Source organism: Anaerosphaera aminiphila DSM 21120, assembly GCF_900129925.1.
Taxonomy (GTDB): Bacteria; Bacillota; Clostridia; order Tissierellales; family Peptoniphilaceae; genus Anaerosphaera; species Anaerosphaera aminiphila.
Map to the genome: position 1 here is coordinate 78,293 of NZ_FQXI01000007.1, position 19,769 is coordinate 98,061.

At 36.0% G+C, this 19,769-nt stretch carries 15 protein-coding genes and 1 pseudogene; 14 read left to right on the top strand and 2 right to left on the bottom strand.

Features of this window, described 5'->3' with window-relative positions; all coding sequences use genetic code 11:
• The first annotated feature begins 77 nt into the window (after positions 1 to 77).
• The 8 genes from BUB47_RS05975 to BUB47_RS06010 all read left to right on the top strand — a co-directional run bounded on the left by BUB47_RS05975 (position 78) and on the right by BUB47_RS06010 (position 15,369).
• Positions 78 to 302, top strand: coding sequence for a helix-turn-helix domain-containing protein (locus BUB47_RS05975; protein WP_073184687.1), 225 nt, complete (start codon positions 78 to 80; stop codon positions 300 to 302).
• A gap of 236 nt (positions 303 to 538) precedes the next feature.
• Complete coding sequence (srtB, locus tag BUB47_RS05980; RefSeq protein WP_073184689.1) at positions 539 to 1,309, top strand: class B sortase; 771 nt, start codon at positions 539 to 541, stop codon at positions 1,307 to 1,309.
• A gap of 53 nt (positions 1,310 to 1,362) precedes the next feature.
• On the top strand, positions 1,363 to 4,551 hold the full coding sequence (locus BUB47_RS10060; RefSeq protein ID WP_083529087.1) for a Cna B-type domain-containing protein: 3,189 nt from the start codon (positions 1,363 to 1,365) through the stop codon (positions 4,549 to 4,551).
• 88 nt (positions 4,552 to 4,639) lie between these two features.
• Positions 4,640 to 12,145 carry an SNF2-related protein gene (locus BUB47_RS10255; RefSeq protein ID WP_073184691.1) on the top strand — a complete coding sequence of 2,502 codons (7,506 nt, stop codon included), beginning with the start codon at positions 4,640 to 4,642 and terminating at the stop codon, positions 12,143 to 12,145.
• Positions 12,145 to 12,480, top strand: a complete 336-nt coding sequence (locus BUB47_RS05995; protein WP_073184693.1) for a plasmid mobilization protein — start codon at positions 12,145 to 12,147, stop codon at positions 12,478 to 12,480. Before BUB47_RS10255 ends, BUB47_RS05995 begins: the two co-directional genes overlap by 1 nt.
• A 97-nt stretch (positions 12,481 to 12,577) precedes the next feature.
• Positions 12,578 to 12,862: a CD1845 family protein gene (locus BUB47_RS06000; protein WP_073184694.1), complete on the top strand. Its 285-nt coding sequence runs from the start codon at positions 12,578 to 12,580 to the stop codon at positions 12,860 to 12,862.
• A 209-nt stretch (positions 12,863 to 13,071) separates the two neighbouring features.
• Positions 13,072 to 13,845 (top strand): hypothetical protein, encoded by a 774-nt coding sequence (locus BUB47_RS06005; protein WP_073184696.1) that lies wholly within the window; start codon positions 13,072 to 13,074, stop codon positions 13,843 to 13,845.
• Positions 13,846 to 13,968: 123 nt separating this feature from the next.
• Positions 13,969 to 15,369, top strand: coding sequence for a relaxase/mobilization nuclease domain-containing protein (locus tag BUB47_RS06010; protein WP_073184698.1), 1,401 nt, complete (start codon positions 13,969 to 13,971; stop codon positions 15,367 to 15,369).
• Positions 15,370 to 15,557: 188 nt separating this feature from the next.
• Here the strand turns inward: BUB47_RS06010 and BUB47_RS06015 are convergent, their stop codons facing one another.
• A complete protein-coding gene (locus BUB47_RS06015) occupies positions 15,558 to 15,920 on the bottom strand; it encodes a helix-turn-helix transcriptional regulator (protein WP_073184699.1) in 363 nt (120 codons plus the stop codon).
• Positions 15,921 to 16,151: 231 nt separating this feature from the next.
• On the opposite strand from BUB47_RS06015, the gene BUB47_RS06020 reads away from it, so the two are divergent.
• Entirely contained in the window at positions 16,152 to 16,379 is a 228-nt protein-coding gene (locus tag BUB47_RS06020) for a helix-turn-helix domain-containing protein (protein ID WP_073184701.1), read from the top strand.
• Between the two features lie 77 nt (positions 16,380 to 16,456).
• On the opposite strand, the pseudogene BUB47_RS10225 reads toward BUB47_RS06020, so the two are convergent.
• A pseudogene (locus tag BUB47_RS10225) lies at positions 16,457 to 16,570 on the bottom strand (hypothetical protein); the annotation flags it as partial.
• 304 nt (positions 16,571 to 16,874) lie between these two features.
• Between BUB47_RS10225 and BUB47_RS06025 the strand changes: the two are divergent.
• The 5 genes from BUB47_RS06025 to BUB47_RS06045 all read left to right on the top strand — a co-directional run.
• Positions 16,875 to 17,246 (top strand): GntR family transcriptional regulator, encoded by a 372-nt coding sequence (locus BUB47_RS06025; protein WP_073184703.1) that lies wholly within the window; start codon positions 16,875 to 16,877, stop codon positions 17,244 to 17,246.
• Between the two features lie 14 nt (positions 17,247 to 17,260).
• Positions 17,261 to 18,118, top strand: a complete 858-nt coding sequence (locus tag BUB47_RS06030) for an ABC transporter ATP-binding protein (RefSeq protein WP_073184705.1) — start codon at positions 17,261 to 17,263, stop codon at positions 18,116 to 18,118.
• Positions 18,115 to 18,747, top strand: a complete 633-nt coding sequence (locus BUB47_RS06035; RefSeq protein ID WP_073184707.1) for an ABC-2 transporter permease — start codon at positions 18,115 to 18,117, stop codon at positions 18,745 to 18,747. The genes BUB47_RS06030 and BUB47_RS06035 overlap by 4 nt, the downstream gene beginning before the upstream one ends.
• A 73-nt stretch (positions 18,748 to 18,820) precedes the next feature.
• A complete protein-coding gene (locus BUB47_RS06040; protein ID WP_073184709.1) occupies positions 18,821 to 19,009 on the top strand; it encodes a cysteine-rich KTR domain-containing protein in 189 nt (62 codons plus the stop codon).
• A 511-nt stretch (positions 19,010 to 19,520) separates the two neighbouring features.
• Positions 19,521 to 19,769: hypothetical protein (locus BUB47_RS06045; RefSeq protein ID WP_456059105.1), on the top strand; the 249-nt coding region annotated here is incomplete at its 3' end.

Here is a 19,769-nt window from a genome sequence, read left to right on the forward strand (position 1 = left end):
AATATTTGGACCATTTTTCACTTGAAAAATACACCAAATGGTTTATAATATTATTAGCGTAAACTTGGAGGTGCTGTATGACTACGGCAGAAATGATTAAAGAACTGTGTGAGCAAATGAATATAAGTGTATCAGAGCTTGCCAGACGTATTGGACAGACTCCACAGAATTTCAATAAAAAATTAAAACGTGAAACGGTAACCTTGGATGAGTTGAAAGCCATTGCAGATGTGCTTTGTGTCAAGTTTGAGCAGGCATTTATTTTACCTGAGATGAGTGCTATAAAGATAGAAAGTAGCTAGAGAATAAGTATACCGAAGACGACTGTTTTACTAATTGGACGTTTCAAAATATAAACAGCAAGTCAAAACAATCCGATTTAAATATGGATTTCTTTTGGACTAGATTATAAAAGACTATATGCGTGAGTAACTTTTGTAGGTTCTGCAAAAAAATCATTTTTAATTATCTTCGTAAAATCATGTAAATTTAGGATGAATAATGTTTAATAATTACACAATGGGGAGAGCGATAGAAGTTGGAGTTTAGATCATTTTTGGGGACATTGTTGGTGCTTTTTGCCTTGTTAGTATTGGGTATCAATGGATTTAACCATTATAGGGAAAAGCAGTTGATAAAAGAATTGCGTACAAAAATGCAGATTGAAGAAATGCGAATAGATACTCAGATGTCAGAGTCAAAGGGCATTAACCCAGAACAGTCAGGAGAAGGGGCAATGCTACTTAAATTTGAACAATTATTTATAGAAAACAACGATTTGGTTGGTTGGATTCGCATCCCTGGTACGACCGTAGATTACCCTGTTTTGCAGTTCATTGATAATGACTATTATTTAAACAAAGATTACCATGGCAACAAAAGCAAAGCTGGTTCTGTGTTTATGGATTACAGAAATAGTTCAGATGCGAAAGGGTTCAACACCATACTTTATGCGCATCATATGGCGAACGGATTCATGTTTGGAGATTTGATTAAGTACAAAGACGAAAAATTTTTCATAGAACATCCTACTATTAATTTTGATGTTTTAAACAGAGAATGGGAGTGGGAAATTTTCAGTGTATATGTAACAGATGTAGGATTTTATTACATCGATACAAATTTTCCGACAAAAGAGAAAAAGCTTGATTTTATCAAATCCATTCGAGAACGATCCATGTTTGAAAGTGACGTTCATGTTGGAACAGAAGATCATATCTTGACTTTGAGTACATGTACGTATGAGTTTGACAATGCCAGGTTTGTTGTTCATGCCAAAAGGATTGACCATCAAACAAGCCAAAAATAAACTCATAGATGATAAAATAAAAAATATTTAGAAGTTAGTCAAATGGACAACACATGAAGTTTTATATCCAAAGGAAGGATAAGATTTGTGGAGATAAAGGTTTTAAAAATTACAATTATATAGTAAAATATAAAAATGAGAAAGGACGAAAAAGAGGGAGGTTTATTTTAGTGATAAGAAGATTTTTGGTGTTTTTAATGGCGATGATGTTGACTGTAGGTAGCATCTCTTCGTCGGTTGTAGCATTAGCTATGGAGGTAGAAACCGGAGTAGTAAATGAGGCTACTCAAACGCAATTATCCGAGAATATAAGTGTATCGTCAGAGGCAGTTGTTACACAAGAGCTAGCAGAGGAAGTAATCTTTGAATCAAAAGATGAAAAGGAGGCAGTTGTTACGCAAGAGCTAGCAGAGGAAGTAATCTTTGAATCAAAAGATGAAAAGGAGGCAGTTGTTACACAAGAGCTAGCAGAGGAAGTAATCTTTGAATCAAAAGATGAAAAGGAAAAAAATGAGAAGGAACTAGAGGTGGAAAGTATAGTGGAAGAGATGCCTATGAATTCCATAGTGGCTACAAGTACAAACTCTACTTCATACAAGTCGCAATTTGATAAAAATAATAGTGTTGATAATGCCATTGCAACAGAAGATGCTAAATTTATGCTAAGTTTTGACGTCAATAGACCTGGCGCTAATCATGATGGCATAACCAGAGCCTATGATGATGGTTGGTGGGTCTGGGGGAGTCCTATTCACGACGAAAACTGGAACCTAAAGAGTTTCTCTGTTGATGTTAAACTGCACATTGCTGGGCAAGAAAACCCTCTACTTGGGGAAATGTCTTTAACTGTTAATTCAGACCCGAACGCCATGCCTTGGGAAAAATATAAATGGCAGGGAAATGTGCGCTTTGATGGCATCGGAATTCCTGCTGATTCGGTAGAAGTTCAGTATTATACCAATGATGACGACAGTTTAGTTAAACCACATTTACTGGCATATGATCTCTTCTTGAGAAAGGAAGCAGACAAAGTCGTATTGAGTGTTCCCAAACTGGAAAACACAGTAATTGCATATATCGAAGGTGATACCTCATATAAAGATGTAATGTTGGTTAATAATCTAAAAACGGAAGAAATCAAGAATGTTATATATTTAAATGGTACTGCTGGAAATGATAACTTAGATGGAGCCAGTCCGGAAACAGCGGTTCGATCTTTTGAAAAAGCCAAAGAAATAGCTGCAGCAAACCCGAAAATTACGGAAATTATTGTTATAGGAACAACTGCAGTTGAGGGTGAAATTAATCTCGACGGAACTCAGGCAAAACTTGTGAGAGGTGAGGGATTTAATGATTACTTGTTAAAAGTAAATGCTAATAAAACAGCTACTCTATCTAATATTGTTATCGATGGTAACTCTGAAATGAACCCAGATACAAAAGCGTCATTAATACGTTTAGAGAGTGGTTCAACCATGAATATTACAGAGGGGACAGTCTTAAGAAATAACAAACTTAAAAGTGTTTATGATAATATTACCAACGGTGGGGCCATATACGCTCGATCAGCTACGATTAATATGACTGGTGGCACAATTGAAGAAAACCTTGCAAATAATGGGGGTGGGATTTATCTAAATGGTTCTACCATGAATTTCACAGGAGGAATAGTTCAGAATAATACTGCCCAACTTGGTAGAGATCTTGGTGGCATAAAAACATCAGGTGGTGGAATAACTGTAGATAATAGATCGACCTTAAATATGTCCGGTGAATCAAGTATCAAAGGGAATCACTCCGATGCAGTTGGAGGAGGCATTAGTGTAGGATCAAGAGAATGGGGTCCTACCAATATTTTAAATATGGATGGCGGAATTATAGAGTCTAATACATCAGGAGGACCCGGCGGAGGTATTTTTATACAGGCAAAATACTACACCGGTGGAGCTTCGAAGGCTTATATAACTAGCGGTCAGATTCTAAACAATCAAATGCTTGGTGGAAGTAACACAGATGATGCATTTGGAGGTGGAGGTATCTATGTAAATGGTGCAAACCAAAATTATGGTGTTAATGGAGGAAACGGAGAACTCTACATCAAAAATCTAATTATGACTGACAATACGTCTAAATGGGAAGGTGGCGGTTATGCAGCTTGCCCAATTAGTAAAACGACGATCTACGTTACTGATGGAACTGCTATTTATGGGAATACTTCGGAGAAAAACAAGGGTAATGAGCTCTATATACTTTCCAGTCAAGCGTTTGGTTTACACTCGGGGTATCCAGAGTACGAGCTATCTCGAAGAATGCTAGGTGGAATCCTTTATAATTGGAAATATGACGATGGTACATTGCTACCAGATGAATTATATATAGGTAAGTTAGAAAAAGCATATGAAGAGCTTAGTTTAAATACAGATTTAAAAGGAAATGACCTAACAGCAGAGCTTGGAAAGGTCATTATTAGTGGGAATAGTTCAATGACTAGAGGTGGCGGAATCGGTTCAAATGGTACGGTTGTGTTTGGGACGAATGATGAACTCGTAGATATTTCTGTTACCAAGACATGGGAAGATAACAACAATGAGTCTGAACAGCGTCCATCATCAGTAACGGTGCATTTAATTGTTGTTTGGAATGACAAAGAGTATGTTATAGATACTGATATATTAAGTGAAGAAAACGGTTGGGAAACGACGTTTAATTATCTATCAAAATTCCAAGATGGCATTCAAATCGAATATATAGTCAAGGAAGTGAGTGTTGATGGTTATCAGACAGCAATTACTGGTGATGTCGATACTGGCTTCAATGTAATCAATTCTTATAAACCAACAGAGCCAGAGCCAGAGCCAGAGCCAGAGCCAGAACCAGAGCCAGAGCCAGAACCAGAGCCAGAGCCAGAACCAGAACCAGAGCCAGAACCAGAGCCAGAGCCAGAACCAGAGCCAGAGCCAGAGCCGGAGCCAGAACCAGAGCCAGAACCAGAGCCAGAACCAGAGCCAGAACCAGAACCAGAGCCAACAGAGCCGACAGAGCCAACAGAGCCGACAGAGCCAACAGAGCCAACAGAGCCAACAGAGCCAACAGAGCCAACAGAGCCAACAGAGCCGACAAAGACCGATCGAATACTGATACCGAAGACTGGCGAAGAAAGAAAAAGTTATTTGATTTTACTCGCTGTATCTATGTTATGTGTAGGGGTTGGACTTATTACGGCAAAGAGGAAAAAGCAATAAATGTATAGAGATTGAAAAAAACTTAATCAAATTTAGTAAGGAGAGGGCGAAGGTTACTTCGTCCTCTTTATTTTTAAGGAGGACTAACATGAATAATAAGGTACAAACCTATGCACAGCTATCTAAGGATACCGCCAAACGTCTTACAAGCAGTCTTGAAGATTGGACTGGTTTTCTTAATACTGTGGGAAGGCTTTACAGATACAACTACCATGAACAGCTCATGATTTATGCACAAAGACCTGATGCAACGGCTTGTGCTGAATATGATCTGTGGAACAACAAAATGAACAGATATGTCCGCCGTGGCTCAAAGGGAATTGCATTACTCGACCCCACTGGCGACACTCTAAAATTAAGATATGTTTTTGATGTCTCCGATACAGGAGGCAGAGAAAATTCCCGTTATCCTTATCTTTGGAATATGCAGGAACATCATAAAGAACCGATTTTAGAAATGCTAAAGGATAAATTTGACGCAGAGGATAATAATCTTGCCGATGCTTTTCATAACATTGCAAGAAATATGTCTAAGGAGTATTATGATAATCACAAAGGGGATATAAATTATCTCATAGAAAACAGCTTTTTAGATGAATATGATGAGGATAATATCCGAAAGGCTTTTGAAGATGCCACTACCGTCAGTACAGCATATACTTTGATGAAACGATGCGGATTAGATACTGATGGATATTTTGAACATGAAGATTTTCTACCCATATTTGACTTTAATACTGCTGATACCGTTGCACTACTAGGTACAGCGGTTAGTGAACAATCAGAGCAGATATTTAGAGAAATAGCAGTTACTATTATTAAAACAGAACGTGAAAGGAGTCAGGAATATGAACGAAATCACTTACACAAGGAACGGGGATTATCTGATACCCAACATCGGGTTGACAGAGCAGACGGACAACAAGGAACAGAGTCCACTAGGCAAATACGGCAGAATGAGGAAACAATATCTTCAGGAACACAGGAAACCATTATTCCATTCTCTACTCCTATCGGAGAAACTATTTCCCCACCTACTGGAGATAGACAAGACGGCAAACAGACGGATGGAACAAATCATGACAGACTTACAAAAAGCACAGACCCCACCAGACAAGATGAAAGAGCAGATGAAATGGGTGGGCTACATGAACAATCTGAAAGCGCAGTCGGAGGAAATCATACTGACGGAACTTATATACAGTTAACTCTATTTCCAACGGAAGAAGAACAGATAGAAAGAATAGCGGGGAAGGAAAGGATTAACAAACCTTTTGCTTACTCCGCTTTTTCTATGCCACAAAATCAGATGGATTCTATATTAAGGACAGGAAGTAATAGTAATAATAGCTTATTAAGAATCATTTCATTCTATCAAAAGGAAAAATCACTAGAAGAAAAGGCAGACTTTTTACAAAAGGAATATCAAGGTGGAAAAGGACTTTATATAGAAGGACATAAAATATCTATATGGTTTCATAGTGATGGTATTCATATTTCTAAGGGAGAAACTGCCCTTTACTCTCCTTCCAAGGAAGTAATTAGCTGGACAGATGTTGCAGAAAGAATTGAGGAACTTCTAAAGGATGGACAATTTGTAACACAGGATATATTAGATAATGCAGCTGGATTTGAAATACAGCAGATAGCAGAAAGATTTTGGTATCTACATCAGGACTTTTCTGATGATACAAAGCATCATTTCTTTGATGAAGACATATTTAAAGGTGGCTTTCCTGACTCCACCAATCATATAGCACAGTTGCTAGGTGACCCCAATCAAAGAGAAATGATCATTAAATCATTACAAGAGTTTAACTCTGCTTATAAACAAGACCCTACAATTCTGCGTTTTCACTTTCATAAACCACAAAGGCTACTCTCTGATTTGATGGATTTAGATTTACCAAGACGAGAATTTTTCTCCACCCTTACTAATATTGATGAATTAACTATGTTCATTACACAGGACGAGGTTGATAAGGAACTTACAAGTGGAAGTGGTGTTCAAGATGGGAAATACCGTATTTATGACTTTTTCACACAAGCCCATAGTCCAAAAGAAAAAGCTGATTTCTTAAAACAAGAGTATGGTACAGGAGGCAGAAGTCATGCCCTTTCAGGGGCAGACAATAGTAATCAAATGCACGATGCAAAGGGCATTGTATATAGCCGCAGGGAAAATGATGATAAGTTACTTTTAAATTGGAGTAAAGTTGCCAAGCGAATTGACTACCTTATTTCCATTGACCGCTATATGACTTCTGAAGAAAAAGAAAGGTTTGAAGAACGACAGCGTGAAAAGGCTGGAATTATAAGACCACCTATATCTGATATAACAGAGCCTATAGAACAAATTGTTGATTCCACTCCTATCCCTATAGTAAATCCGGAGGAAGGAGTAAAACGAGAAGAAACAACCCAAGAAATGACACAGGAGATTATAGAAGAAACTATTCCTATTCCTTATAGCAAAGGCGATACCGTATATTTAGAAAACGGTACGCCTTTTTTAGTTGAGGAAATAACAGATTATCATGTAACATTGCGTGATCCATCTTTGCTATATCCCATATTAAGATCAGAAAGTAAGGAAAGCTTTTTAAGGCTTTTAGACCTTTATCCTCAATCAGAAATGTCTCAAGAAAAAGCTGAAAACTTTCGCATTACTGATGAGCATTTAGGTGAAGGAAATAAACGTGAGAAATTTTTACAAAATGTAGCAGCCATTACTACTTTGCAGACTATAGAAAAAGAAGGTCGCTTTGCTACAAAAGAGGAACAAGAAATCCTATCCCACTATGTTGGCTGGGGAGGTTTATCCGAAGTCTTTGATAAGGATAATAGTAGTTTTAGCAATGAATATTCACAATTAAAATCCCTGTTATCTGAAGATGAGTACAGCATGGCAAGAGCGTCTACCCTCAATGCCCACTACACAAGTCCTACAGTTATTAAAGCCATTTATGATGCAGTAGAAAATATGGGATTTACCACAGGAAATATCTTAGAGCCTGCCTGTGGAATTGGACATTTTTTTGGGATGCTCCCTGATAGTATGCAAAACTCCAATCTATATGGTATTGAACTAGATGGCCTTACTGGTAGAATTGCAAAACAGCTTTATCCTAATGCCAACATTTCTATTACAGGATTTGAAAAGACAGAACTACCTGATAGTTTTTTTGACCTTGCTATTGGTAATGTACCCTTTGGAAACTATAAAATAAATGAAAAGCGTTATGATAGCAACAATTTCCTCATTCATGACCACTTCTTTGCAAAGGCACTAGACAAAGTTCGTCCAGGAGGTGTAGTTGCCTTTATTACCTCAAAGGGAACAATGGATAAGCAAAATCCTGATGTTCGCCGATATCTTGCACAGAGAGCTGAATTACTTGGTGCAATCAGACTTCCTAACAATGCCTTTAAAAATGCAGGAACTGAGGTTACAAGCGATATTATATTCTTACAAAAGCGTGACAGACCCCTTGATGTGGATAGGGATTGGATACATCTTGATACCAATGAAGATGGAATTACACTAAATGGCTATTTTACCGACAATCCTGAAATGATTTTAGGAACAATGGAAATGAAAAGTGGTCCCTTTGGTATGGAAAGCACTTGTACACCCCTTCCTGATGCTGACCTTTCAGAACAATTAAAATCTGCTGTTCTAAATATTGAAGGTAGCATATCAGAAATAGATTTACCTGATATAGAATTAAGTAATAATGTTTCTATTCCCGCTGACCCTACAGTAAAAAACTTCTCCTATACCCTCGTAGACGGTGAGGTATATTACCGTGAAAACTCCCGTATGGTAAAGCCAAATACCAATGAAACTGCAAAAGAAAGAATTAAAGGAATGATAGAACTTAGGGAGTGTATAGATAAGCTTATTTACTATCAACTGGAGGATTACAGTGAGGAAACTATTAAGGAAGAACAGGAAACTTTAAATCAACTTTACGATAGTTTTACTGTCAAATATGGGCTCATTAATAATCGTGGCAACAGCCTTGCTTTTAGTGACGATAACTCCTATTATCTCCTCTGCTCCCTTGAAGATGTAGACGAAAACGGCAATCTAAAAGCTAAGGCAGATATGTTTACCAAGCGTACCATTAAAAAGCGTATGACAGTTCATTCCGTAGATACTGCAAGTGAGGCATTGGCACTTTCCATAGCTGAAAAAGCAAAGGTAGATATGGAGTATATGGCAAAGCTTACAGGACTTACTAAGGAAGAGCTTGCTGATGATTTAAGAGGTGTTATCTTCCCCCTTTCTTCTACTCTTGATGATGGTAGCCCTATAAATTATGTTACGGCAGATGAATACCTTTCTGGCAATGTAAGAGAAAAACTTCATACTGCAAAGCTGGCAGCCCAATCTTCCAAGATATTTATACCTAATGTGGAGGCTTTAGAAGCTGCACAGCCAAAGGACTTAGATGCCTCTGAAATAGATGTCCGTCTAGGTGCTACTTGGATTGACAAAGAATATATTCAGCAGTTTATGTATGAGTTATTTGACACCCCTTATAAACTTCAAGGAGAGGTAGAAGTAAAGTATGCTCCCTTTACTGCTGAATGGAATATTACCAATAAAAATGCTGTTGGCTATAATAATGTGGTCGCATATGTTACTTATGGAACAGATCGTGCCAATGCTTATAAAATTTTGGAGGACAGTTTAAATCTTCGAGATGTTCGTATTTATGACACAATAACTGATGCTGATGGCAAGGAAAAACGTGTACTAAATAAGGATGCTACTACCTTGGCACAACAAAAGCAACAAGCTATTAAGGATGAATTTCAAGATTGGATTTGGAGAGATGCAGATAGACGTCAGACATTAGTTAAAAAATATAATGAAAAATTTAACTCTATCCGTCCCCGTGAATACGATGGAAAGCATATTAATTTTGTTGGCATAAACCCAGAAATTACATTAAGACCTCATCAAGTAAATGCCATTGCCCATATTCTTTATGGAGATAATGTTCTTCTTGCCCATGAAGTAGGTGCAGGAAAAACCTTTGAAATGGTAGCTGCTGCAATGGAAAGCAAAAGGTTAGGACTTTGTCAAAAACCACTCTTTGCCGTGCCAAATCATCTTACAGAGCAATGGGCAAGTGAATTTCTAAGGCTATATCCTGCCGCCAATATTTTGGTGGCCACAAAGAAGGACTTCCAAACGAAAAACCGTAAGAAATTCTGTGCCAGAATAGCTACAGGTGATTATGATGCAGTTATTATAGGACATAGTCAATTTGAGAGAATTCCTATGTCCCTTGAAAGGCAGGAACGCCTACTTCGTGAACAGATTGATGAAATATTAGAAGGAATTGAAGAAGTTAAAGCAAGTGGCGGTGAACGATTTACTGTCAAGCAGTTGGAAAGAACGAAGAAGGGCTTGGAGCAAAGACTGGAAAAATTACAATCACAGGAACGTAAAGATGACGTTGTAACCTTTGAACAACTGGGAGTTGATAGACTTTATGTAGATGAGGCACATAATTATAAAAACCTATTTCTATATACCAAAATGCGTAATGTAGCAGGATTATCCACCACTGATGCTAAAAAGTCTAGCGATATGTTTATGAAATGTCGTTATATGGATGAACTAACTGGTGGTAAGGGGATTGTATTTGCCACGGGTACCCCTGTTTCAAATTCTATGACTGAACTTTATACCATGATGAGATATCTTCAATACAACACATTGCAAAGAAATGGACTTGTTCATTTCGACAGCTGGGCAAGTACATTTGGAGAAACGGCAACAGCTATTGAACTTGCTCCTGAAGGAACGGGATACCGAGCAAGGACTAGATTTTCAAAATTCTTTAATTTACCTGAACTTATGGCAATGTTTAAAGAGGTTGCAGATATTAAAACAGCTGACCAGTTAAATCTGCCTACTCCAAAGGCAAACTATCATACCATTGCAGTAAAGCCTACAGAAATACAACAGGAAATGGTTAAGGATCTATCAGATAGAGCCGCTGACATTCAAGCAAATAAAGTTGACCCCTCTGTGGATAATATGCTGAAGATAACTTCTGATGGAAGGAAATTAGGACTTGACCAACGAATCGTTAATCCACTACTCCCTGATGATGAAAACAGCAAGGTAAATGCCTGTGTAAATAATATCTACAATATTTGGGATAAAGGTTCAGCAGAAAAACTGACACAGCTTGTTTTCTGCGATATTTCCACTCCTAAAGGAGGAGCATCACAAGTGCAAAGAGTGGCAGAGGCAGGAAACAAAACCATTAATGGTACAGAGTTATATGCTTTGGAGGACAGCTTAGACCAAGAGGAAGATACCTATACAGCAACCTTTAATGTCTATGATGATATACGTGATAAACTGATTAAAAAAGGCGTACCTGTCAATGAAGTAGCCTTTATCCATGAGGCAAATACGGAAGTCAGGAAGAAAGAACTATTTGCAAAGGTGCGTAGTGGTGATGTCCGTGTACTTATTGGTAGTACCCAAAAATGCGGGGCAGGAACGAATATTCAGGACCGTCTTGTAGCACTTCACGATTTAGATTGTCCATGGCGACCAGGGGACTTAACCCAGCGTGCAGGTAGAATTGAAAGACAGGGTAATATGAATGATGAAGTAGATATTTTTAGATATGTAACAGAGGCAACCTTCGATGCTTATTTGTGGCAAACCGTAGAGAACAAGCAGAAATTCATCTCACAGATTATGACCTCAAAAAGTCCCGTCCGCTCCTGTGAAGATGTTGATGAAGCGGCTCTATCCTATGCAGAAATTAAAGCCCTATGTGCAGGTAATCCCAAAATTAAGGAAAAGATGGATCTGGATATTGATGTGGCAAAGCTAAAGCTTTTAAAAGCCAGTCATCAAAGTAATCAATACCGCTTGGAAGATAATCTGCTAAAATATTTTCCCGAAAACATTGAAAAGAATAAGGGATATATAAAAGGATTTGAACAGGACTCAAAGACTCTTTCCGAAAATATGCCCGCTGAAGGTGAATTTTTACCAATGGTGATTAAAGGCAATGCCTTTACAGATAAGGATAAAGCAGGAACTGCTCTCCTTGATACTTGCAAAGAAGTAAAAGGCAAAGATCCAATGGAAATTGGCAGTTACCGAGGTTTTACCATGTACCTGTCTTATGATGGGTTCTATAATGAATTTCATCTTAACTTAAAAGGAGCAATGAGCCATATAGCAAAACTAGGGACAGATGCCAGAGGAAATTTTACCCGTATAGATAATGCCCTTGCTAATATGCAGAGTAGGTTAAAAGTAGTTACGGATCAGTTAGATAATCTTCATAAACAGCAAAAGGCAGCAAAATCAGAGATTGGTAAGCCATTCCCCCAAGAGCAGGAATTAAAGGATAAAATATCTCGACTTACTGTCCTTGATGCCGAATTAAACATGGGTGTAGGTGTTTCTGTACCACAAGAACAGCCTAATACAGAGCTTAGCAAAGAAGAACGCCACTCTGTGTTAGATAGTCTAAAACAGCCCTCACAGGTAGGTAGAGAGATAAAAGAAAAGCAAGGTAAATACCTGGAGGTGAGATAATGGCAAATCGGAAAAGAAATGTTCAGTTACATTTTATGGTAACGGAACGTGAACGCAGTTTAATAGATGAAAAGATGGCTCAGCTTGGTACAAAGAACATGGGGGCTTATCTTCGTAAAATGGCTATAGATGGATATGTTATCCATCTTGATTTATCAGATATTAGAGAACTTGTTTCTCTCCTTAGACGTACAGGCAATAATCTGAATCAACTGACAAAACGGGCGCATGAAACAGGAAATATTTATAAAGCCGACATAGAAGATTTAAGACAGAGTTACGATGAATTGTGGGATATGACGGGGGAAATACTCTCCCGCCTTTCTTCTATTTAAAAATTATATAATTTATATATTTGCAAAATAGACAATATTTGTTACTTGTGGTATCTTCTAATTATATAAAACGGTTAAATTTTTAAGGGGGTAAGTTATGCGAATACTACTTAAAATTTTGTTTTTTCCAATTACATTGATACTTACAGTACTTATATTGTTTTTTGATTTTATTTGCTTGTTCTCAACTGCTGTGCTGTCAATATTGTCCTTTGTAGTATTTATGATTGCACTAGGAACGATTTTTATTTTAAGAGAAACTTCAGAGGGAATAAGAATTATTGTGCTGGCATATCTAATAAGTCCATATGGAATACCCATGTTTGCGGCATGGCTAATAGCAAAGATAGAGGGATTAAATGATATGCTGAAATCAATATAAAGGAAATGGAATAAGGGCGAAAGCATTTTAAGGCTTTCTCCCTTAACTGACACACAGCAGGAGTGCCAGCGGAAAGCAAGGGCGGCGTAGCCGTTTATCTTGACCCTTGCTTTTTGATGGGACACCTGCTATTTTTCTTTTGTTGATGTTTTAGCGGTGTGTGGATATAATTGGATGTAATAGATAAATATAAATTTAAAGGAGGATTTATGAAGAATATAATATCTAGTCAACGATTTGGCATTCCTTTTGAGAAAAAAGAAAAAAGGAAATGTAAGATAGTATTTAGAATATTATTAGTTATTTTCTTGTTAGTATTTCTTTGTGGAGTGACTATACTTGTGCAAACTTTCATACAGCGTTCAATAAAAAACTTGGCTGTTACTAATGATTTAAATGCAACATGGATTAGTTCGTTAGCCTCTTACTGGGGTGGAATTATTGGTGGTTTAATATCGGGATTATTGACAGTTGTAGGTGTTATATTGACTATAAAATATTACCGAGATTCAGATGCAACCAAAAATCGTGTAATACATATGCCTTTTCTAAAAATGGAAGTAATTGGATGTACAGACGAAGAAATAATTGCAAATGGAGTAAATCTATACGAAATAAACAGTAATACGATAAATAATGATGTTTCTAATGAAAAAATATTATACTATAGAATGAAGCTGTGGAATATAGGTCAAGGATTTGCTAATACTTTGGTGATTTATACTGGTGAGACTTTTGGTGGGATAGCTTATAATGAATTAATTCAAGTAAATGACAGTGGAGAATTTTGTTTTAAGATTCATGCTGGTAATGACATCTGTGGAGGCGAAATAAGCTTTGGAGTTAGTTATATTGACTGTATGACAAATGAATATATCCAATCATATACGATATATTTGGAAGGCAAAGATTTTGGTAATGCAAAGGTAGAGAATGGATACCCTGTTTTTATAGGCCAGACACATGCTATTGATAAATCATAAATATACAATTGTAGTATTATTCTAAACGATAAATCCAATTTTATAAAAATTAAATACAATTTTTTAGAAAGAGTTGCTAGAGATGGTAGCTCTTTTTTTACGCTATAAAAGGGAGTGATTTTTATGGCAACAACACGTATAATTTCAATGCATAAAAACAAAGGAAAGTCCCTTGCTAAATGCCTTGCAGATCGCATAGATTATGCATTAAATCCTGAAAAAACCAATGATGGTGAATACGTTAGTTCCTATGAATGTGATCCTAAAACAATACTAGGAGAATTCCTTTTATCCAAGCGAATATATACTGATATTACAGGTAGAAAGCAAGCAAATGATGTAATAGCTTATCAGATACGGCAGTCTTTTAAACCAGGAGAAATTACCCCCGAGCTTGCTAACAAAATCGGTTATGACTTAGCCTTAAAGTTTACCAAAGGAAATCATGGATTTATTGTGACTACTCATATAGATAAATCTCATATTCATAATCATATTATATATAATTCTACCTCTTTAGACTGTACGAAAAAGTTTAGGGACTTCTTAGGTTCTGGAAAAGCTGTACGAAAAATATCCGACCGTCTTTGCCTTGAAAATGGACTTTCTATTATTGAAAATCCAAAGCGTGGAAAAAACCATTATGGTAAATGGCTTGGAGATAAAAAACCTATTACTCATTCAGAGAAATTGCGAAACACTATAGATGGAATACTTTCAAAAAATCCCACAGATTTTGATGTTTTTTTATCACAAATGGAACATGCAGGTTACTCTATTAAGCAAGGAAAATATCTTGCCTTTAAAAACAATGATCAGAAGAAATTTATCCGTTTACGTTCTCTTGGAGAGGGTTATACAGAGGAAGAAATCAGAGCAGTTATTAATGAGGAAAAAGCTTTTGCTAATAGGAAAAGAGCAACTGTAAAATCGCAATCTCCTGTTAATCTCTTGGTGGATATACAAGCAAAATTGCAAGCAGGAAAAGGTGCCGGATATGAACGATGGGCAAAGATTTTTAATTTAAAGCAGATGGCACAGACCATGAATTACTTAACTGAAAATAACTTGCTTGACTATAAGGATTTAGAGAAAAAAGTACAAACTATAACGGATAATTTTAATCAATTATCGATTCAAATTAAAGATGCTGAAAAGCGTATGAAAGAGATAGGAAATCTTAAAACTCATATAATAAACTATTCAAAAACCCGTAATACTTATACTGCATATCGTAAGGCAGGATATTCTAAAAAATTCTATGAAGAACACACTGCTGATTTACTTTTACACAAAGCTGCAAAGGCTGCTTTTGATGAATTAGAAGGAAAAAAATTGCCTGCAGTTAAGGCTCTGCAAGCGGAATATTCTGTACTGCTTTCCGAAAAGAAAAAGGCTTATTCAAAGTACCATTCTATAAAAAAAGAAATGAAAAACATACTGACTGCAAAGGCAAATGTTGACCGTCTTTTAGGGGAGGATATATCGGAGAAAGAAAAAGAAAAACATAAGGAACGGAGGTAACCTTGCTTATGATTTTTCAGCTCCCAAAGGGAGCGTAGCCACACAATTTATTGTGTGTTCAATGGGGATTGGGGATACTCCCCAACAAGCAGATTTGGCAAAATTCCGTAAGGGAATTTTATGCAAAATCGCAAGGTGTGTACCACCTTGCCCTGCTTGCCACATATATAAAAGGAAAAAAGAACGGTTTAATTTTCCGCTCTTCCCTCTGATTTGGCTTCCATTATTCCATTTGCAGTAGCGGTCATAATGATTAAATCCTTGTCGTCCATTTCATCAAGCAGACTTTCAAGTTGTCTACGTTGAGTAGACTTATCTACTACCTTATTTGGAAAAAAGAATTGATCAACTGATACATCTAAAATAGTAACAAGTTCATAAAAAATTTGTAGGCTTGGGTGCTGTCCACTATTTTCAATAGATGCAATATATCGAGGAGCAATGTTCATCATATCTGCTAATTGATTTCTGGACATTCCCTTGGAATTTCTTGCGTCCTTTATTGCTTGACCTAAAGCCTTAAAATCATATTTTTCAATTTTTCGTTTCATAATTTATTTCACCCTACTACATCTTACTGTTCATACTTTGGTTTTGAATATGAGTACACATATCATATGTATGACTTAAATAGATCATAAAATTATATATATCTGTAATTGAAAGTCTGTAAAGCTTCAGATACAATTAACTAATAGTTAACATTTAATAATAATAAGTTAACTTTCATTATATGGATAATCAAATAAATCTATTTTATACTTAAATTGGAGGGAGCTATAATGGAGAAAAGAGAAATTGGTGAAACAATAAGAGTTTTAAGAAAGAATAAGGGAGTAACACAGGAACAACTTGCAGAAATATTAGAGGTATCAACACCCGCAGTAAGCAAGTGGGAAAATAGTCAAACTTACCCGGATATTTCTTTACTACTATGTGTAGATGATGTTTTACGCCGTAGATTAGAAACTAAGTTGATTACCAAAATCTTAACTTTTAAAGTGGCTTAATAGATAAATCTATAGAGAAGTACGCTCCTTCCATTACTTGCTATCTATTTTTTTCTAATAATATAAAAAAATGACGGTTAATTGATATCCGCCCTCTCCTCTGATTTGGGTTCCAGTATTCCATTTGCAGTAACGGTCATGACAATTAAATCTTTGTCATCCATTTCGTCAAGTAAACTCTCAAGTTGTCTACGTTTCGTGGATTACTCTATTATTATTTGGGGGAAAACATTGGTCCACCGATACATCCAAAATGATGACAAGTATATAAAAGATTTGTAGGCTTGAGTACTATCCTCTGTTCTCAATGAACGTAATATATTAAGGGTAATGTTTATCTTATTTGTTAACTGATTTTTTCTATTCCCTTTGCTTTTCTAGATAGCAAATGTACAAGTTCTTATAAAAATATATTGACAAATAAGTTATAATTCAATATACTGTACTTATCAATTAAGTACAGTAAGTACGCTAATCGCGATTGAGGGAGAAAACATGGAAATAATAATTAGTAATAGTAGTGATAAACCCATATATGAACAAATATGTTTGCAGATAAAAAATTTAATTATGAATGGAACTTTATCTACTGGGGAAATGTTGCCGTCTATGCGAGCTTTAGCAAAAGACTTACATATAAGTGTCATAACTGTTCAACGAGCATATGAAGATTTAACGCGTGATGGATTCATTGAAACGGTTTCTGGTAAGGGCAGTTTTGTTGCTACACAAAACAAAGAATTTATTCAAGAGGAGCAGTTACGAATAGCTGAAGAATTATTGCAGAAAGTTGCTGAAATTGGCCGGGCACATGGAATAGAATTTAGGCAAATGACAAATATTCTTAAAATATTCTATGAAGAATAAAGAGGGGTAGAGCAATGGATAAAAATAGTATTTTAGTTCAAAATTTATATAAAAAATTTAACGATTTTTCATTAGACCATATTTCATTCAAAATTCCAACGGGAAGAATTGTAGGCTTCATCGGTGAAAATGGATCTGGAAAAAGCACTACAATTAACCTCATACTGAACGAATTGAAGAAAGATGGTGGGAAAATCAAAATTTTTGGAGTTGATAATACCACTCAATCGATTAAAGACAATATTGGTGTAGTTTTTGATGAATGTAATTTTCATGAGGTTTTTACAGTGCAGAATATTGGGAAGATGCTTTCTGGAGTGTATTCCTCATGGGACGATTCACTTTATTTAAATTATCTGCGAAAATTCAATCTTCCTTTGAATAAACCTATCGGTTCATTTTCGAAGGGGATGAAAATGAAACTTTCTATTATTTGTGCCATGTCCCATAAACCCAAACTACTTATTCTGGATGAAGCGACCACTGGTCTTGACCCTATTGTTCGTGAAGAAATATTGGATTTGTTTTTAGAATTTATTCAGAATGAGGAACATTCTATTTTCTTTTCATCACATATTACATCAGATATCCAAAAAATTGCAGACTATGTAATACTCATCCATCAGGGAAAAATAATTTTTGAGGAACAAAAAGATGATTTAATTTATAAATATGGAATTATTAAATGTGGAAAAGAGAAATTTGCTGAAATATTGCCAGATGATTATATTATTCATAGAGAAACAAATGTGAGTATGGAATGTTTGGTGAGGGATAAAAATGTTATTAGGAGAAAGTACAAGAATATTGTTGTTGACAATGCTACTTTGGAAGATATTATGCTTTTTTATATAAAGGGGGGGACACAGTGAAGGGACTAATTTACAAAGAATTTCAACTTTTTTTAAAGAGTATAGACAAAAAGTTAATTATTATTGCAGGTGCAGGGATTACTTTTCTTATGATAAAACTAGAAGTATATGCAGGCTTGTTGGCAACCCTCATGCTCGCCATGGTAATAGGCATGCAAAGTGTTATGAGTTTTGCAAGTGATGAAAAAGTTAATTGGAAAAGATATCAATTAGCCATGCCTGTAAATGAATGGCGTTCAGTTGCAAGTAAGTATATTTCCGTTATTTTAACTTTAGGTGTGAGTGTGTTGGTAAGTATCATATTGTTCTTAGTTTCCAGTGCTGTATCCAAAACTTTTGATATTACTATTTTGCAGATATCTGTCGTTTCAGCAATTATCCTTCCGATGGTTTTGACAGGTGTATGTCTACCCCTCACATATTGGTTTGGTTTCCGTTCAGCTCAAACAATGAGTTTAATTGGTATTGTTCCTGTTGTCTATCTGATAAGTTATTTTGAAGACAGTCCAAACGTGACCTCTTTAATAGATTCTACACAATATTATTTTTTAGTGAGTTTGGTTGCAGTTGTAATAATTTTTATAATATCCTATGTGGTTAGTGTAATGGGGTATCTGCGAAAAAAGTAATAAATCAGCAAAATACAAACAGATTTATTACAGTGGGTATTTGTAGGAAAGCTATAATTAGGTAGGTGATGTAGTGAGAGAATATGAATGGTTACTATGCCCAGTATGCGGTAATAAAACTCGGTTAAAAATTCGAGAAGATACTATACTTAAAAACTTTCCGTTATTCTGTCCGAAGTGCAAACATGAAACCTTAATCAATGTACTAAAAATAAATGTGTCAGTTATCAATGAGCCAGACGCTAAGACGCAGAGCCGATAACCGTGAGTGAAATCATAGTTGTCGGTTTTTTCTTTGTTCTTTGTGATAATAACCTACTATAGGTGATTTCTGACAATTACAACGACTGCAAAACCGTTGTTTTGGAAATTAAGTACGTAATAACGAACGGCGGTTTTGAAATTAAAATTCAAAGCCGCCGTTTTTCTTTTTTAAAAATAGAGTAACGGAAGGTTTGTTAAAATTACTCTTTATAGGGATACGGCGGTATCGCCGTGTCTATTTTTAATTATCATAGGAAATACAAATTCTATGCATTAAAAAAAGCCTATATCCCCCAACGGAATATTATTGCTCTCGATATGATCACACACATCATCTAATAAATGTAAATAGTTCAACTAATGCTCGACTGTATTTTCAGTCGGGCATTTTTATGTCTTTTTTTAAATTATTTCAAAATGTTTCTCAAAAGTTTGGCAGTTTTGCAATTCTCACCGTAATAGTGGTGAAAGGGAAACAGCGGAGTCACCACCCGAAAGGGGGTGAGAATGTGAAATCTAACAGCCATGAGCAGGACAAGCAACATGCTTTTGACAGCTTTTGCAAAAAGATACTTAAACATGAGGCAAGGGATTATTATGATGAGCTGAAAAGGCAACGAGGTCGAGAAACAACTTTTTCAGATTTATCAGCAAAGGAAATGGAGCTACTTTATACAGAGGATAAATACTTTGCTATCGAGCAGGTTTTTAATGTTTTAGGTCTTGATGTTATTGTTACTGATTGTGTTATTGCAGAG